General features: G+C 73.7%; 4 protein-coding genes. 3 read left to right on the top strand and 1 reads right to left on the bottom strand.

The genetic code is table 11. The annotated features are described in order from the left end of the window. Nucleotides 1-645 (bottom strand): RBBP9/YdeN family alpha/beta hydrolase (locus ACWGB8_RS27215; RefSeq protein ID WP_452216244.1); only part of this gene is annotated, 645 nt, incomplete at its 3' end. Nucleotides 646-777: 132 nt separating this feature from the next. On the opposite strand from ACWGB8_RS27215, the gene ACWGB8_RS27210 reads away from it, so the two are divergent. The 3 genes from ACWGB8_RS27210 (at nucleotide 778) to ACWGB8_RS27200 (ending at nucleotide 2,421) form a co-directional block, all read left to right on the top strand. Then, on the top strand, nucleotides 778-1,038 hold the full coding sequence (locus tag ACWGB8_RS27210; protein ID WP_452216243.1) for a hypothetical protein: 261 nt from the start codon (nucleotides 778-780) through the stop codon (nucleotides 1,036-1,038). 10 nt (nucleotides 1,039-1,048) lie between these two features. Continuing rightward, nucleotides 1,049-1,519: a hypothetical protein gene (locus tag ACWGB8_RS27205; protein ID WP_452216242.1), complete on the top strand. Its 471-nt coding sequence runs from the start codon at nucleotides 1,049-1,051 to the stop codon at nucleotides 1,517-1,519. A 335-nt stretch (nucleotides 1,520-1,854) separates the two neighbouring features. Further along, a complete protein-coding gene (locus ACWGB8_RS27200; protein ID WP_452216241.1) occupies nucleotides 1,855-2,421 on the top strand; it encodes a DJ-1/PfpI family protein in 567 nt (188 codons plus the stop codon). Nucleotides 2,422-2,440 lie beyond the last annotated feature (19 nt).

Here is a 2,440-nt window from a genome sequence, read left to right as displayed (position 1 = left end):
CACTCGGGGCTGTCCCCAACGCACATTCTCCCGCGCGCACTCCCCCCCTCCCCCCCCCCCCACCCCCCGGGCGCCCGGCCCGCACCCCCCGCCCCGCCCGACCAGCTCCGCCAGCAGGTCCCGCCCCGCCGGCCAGTCACCCAGCCCGGAGGCGGAGTTGAGGTGACCGAAGGCGCCCGGTTCGACGTACCGGGCGCCCCAGGCCGCCGCGAACCCGCGGGCCCGCTCCGGCGCGACCCACGGATCGTCCGAACTGCTCACCACCACCGCCGGGAACGGGAACGCCGCCAGCGCCACCGGCCGGAACCCGTACAGCGCCGGCACCTCCGCCCGGTCGATGTCCGCCGGCGCCACCAGCAGCGCCCCGCGCACCCCCGCCGTCCGCTCCGCCGGCACCCCGGCCACCCAGCGGGCCACCGTCACGCACCCCAGACTGTGCGCCACCAGCACCACCGGCCCGTCCTGCCCGGCCGCCGCCACCGCCTCGTCCAGCCGCGCCACCCACGCCCCCGGCTCCGGGTGGTCCCAGTCCTCCTGCTCCACCCGCCGGAACGCCGGATCCGCCGCCTCCCACCGGCTCTGCCAGTGCTCCGGCCCCGAATTCTCGTACCCGGGCAGGACAAGGTAGGTAACACGCTCGGACATCAGGCGGAACCCCTTCCGGAACAACGGCTTCCGCCGAGTCTAGAAGCGACGGAACACGCCATCGCCGCTGGGTCGGCCGAGGACGCGAACTGTCGGCGGCCCGGCGCACAGGGCACGGCCGGCGTCGAGTGGGTGCTGGAGGCCGACACGGAGGCCCTGGCGACCGGCCACGCGAAGCAGCGGGCTCTGCTGATGCTCGACATCGCCGCCGGACACCTCGCCGCCGGGCGGATCGACGGCGCGTTCGCGGACCGGGCGCTCGACATCGGCCTGTCCTACCGGTCCGGGCGGATCGTGGACCGTGCGCGGCGCCTGCGGCGTACGCTCACCACCACGTCACCGCCCAAGGTGGTACGGGACTTCGACGAGCGCCTGCACGGCGTCTACCTGTAGGAGGGGCACCATGCGAATCGGCATCACCGGCCACCGGGGCCTGAACGCGAACGTGGAGCTGGAAGTCCGCGCGCTGCTCGCCGCCGAGCTGGACCGGCAGACCGAGGCGGTCGTCGGGATCTCCTGCATCGCCGACGGCCCCGACGCCTGGTTCGCGGAGCTGGTCCTGGAGCACGGCGGCACGATCGAGGTGGTCATCCCGGCCGAGGAATACCGCGACTCCCTTCCCACCGGCCACCACCCCGTCTACGACAGCCTGTTGGATCGGGCGTCCGAGGTGCACGGCACCGGCATGACCGCATCCGACTCGGCCGCCCACATGGCCGGAAGCGAGGTCCTTGTGGGCCTCGCCGACCTGCTGCTCGCCGTGTGGGACGGCAAGCCCGCCCGAGGCTATGGCGGCACCGCCGACGTCGTCGACTTCGCGAACCGCTGCGGCGTCCCCGTACGCGTGCTCTGGCCCGCGGGCGCAGAGCGATAGCGGGCCGGCCGACGACGGACCTTCGCCACCTTCGGCCGCACCCTCGTGGAAGACCAGTCGCAACCGGGAGGCCGTCCTGAAGCTGCTGGAGACCGCGGCGTCCGCCGAGTCCAGGCGGACTGCGGGGAGCGGCGATGTGCGGGGTTGGACACCCCGAAACCGGCGCGCGGCGCGCGAGAGCGGCGCGCGCCGCAAAGGGTGCGCCGGGGCGTGTCCGGTGTGCCCCGTTGCGCGGGCAGGGGCGGGTGCGGGAGGTTGGTCGAGGTTCGGCCCGGGTCGGTCAACCGGGCCACCTGACAACCTGTCTGACGGAAGATCACGGAGGAATGTCGGCGATGGCACCGAAGATCCTGCTTGTCACCGGTGATGCGGCGGAGTCCCTGGAGGTGTTCTACCCGTACCAGCGGCTCCGCGAGGAGGGCTACCAGGTCGACATCGCGGCGCCGTCGGTCAAGCGCCTGCAGTTCGTCGTCCACGACTTCGTCGACGGCTACGACACCTACACCGAGAAGCCCGGCTACACCTGGCCCGCCGACATCGCGCTCGCCGACGTCGACCCGGCCGAGTACGTCGCACTGGTCATCCCCGGCGGGCGGGCCCCCGAGTACCTGCGCAACAACCCCGACGTGCAGCGGATCGTCAAGCACTTCTTCGCCGACCAGAAGCCCGTCGCCCAGATCTGCCACGGCCCGCTGATCACCGCGGCCGTCGGCGTGCTCAGCGGCCTGCGCAGCGCCGCCTACCCGGCCCTGGAGCCGGACGTCCAGGCCGCCGGCGCCACCTTCGTCGACGGCGAGGCGGTCGTCGACGGCGTCGTCGTCTCCGCCCGCGCCTGGCCCGACCACCCGGGCTGGCTGCGCGCTTTCGTCGAGATCCTGCGCGAGAAGGCCCCGGTCGACTGAGACCGCCGCCGACGCACCC

The sequence above is a fragment of the Kitasatospora sp. NPDC054939 genome, from assembly GCF_053610105.1.
This window is presented reverse-complemented; position numbering and strand designations above follow the sequence as displayed.

Bases quoted from the DNA above. Each gene is read 5' to 3' on its own strand.
- ACWGB8_RS27200 (WP_452216241.1), top strand. From the start codon at position 1,855: ATGGCACCGAAGATCCTGCTTGTCACCGGTGATGCGGCGGAGTCCCTG.
- ACWGB8_RS27205 (WP_452216242.1), top strand. From the start codon at position 1,049: ATGCGAATCGGCATCACCGGCCACCGGGGCCTGAACGCGAACGTGGAG.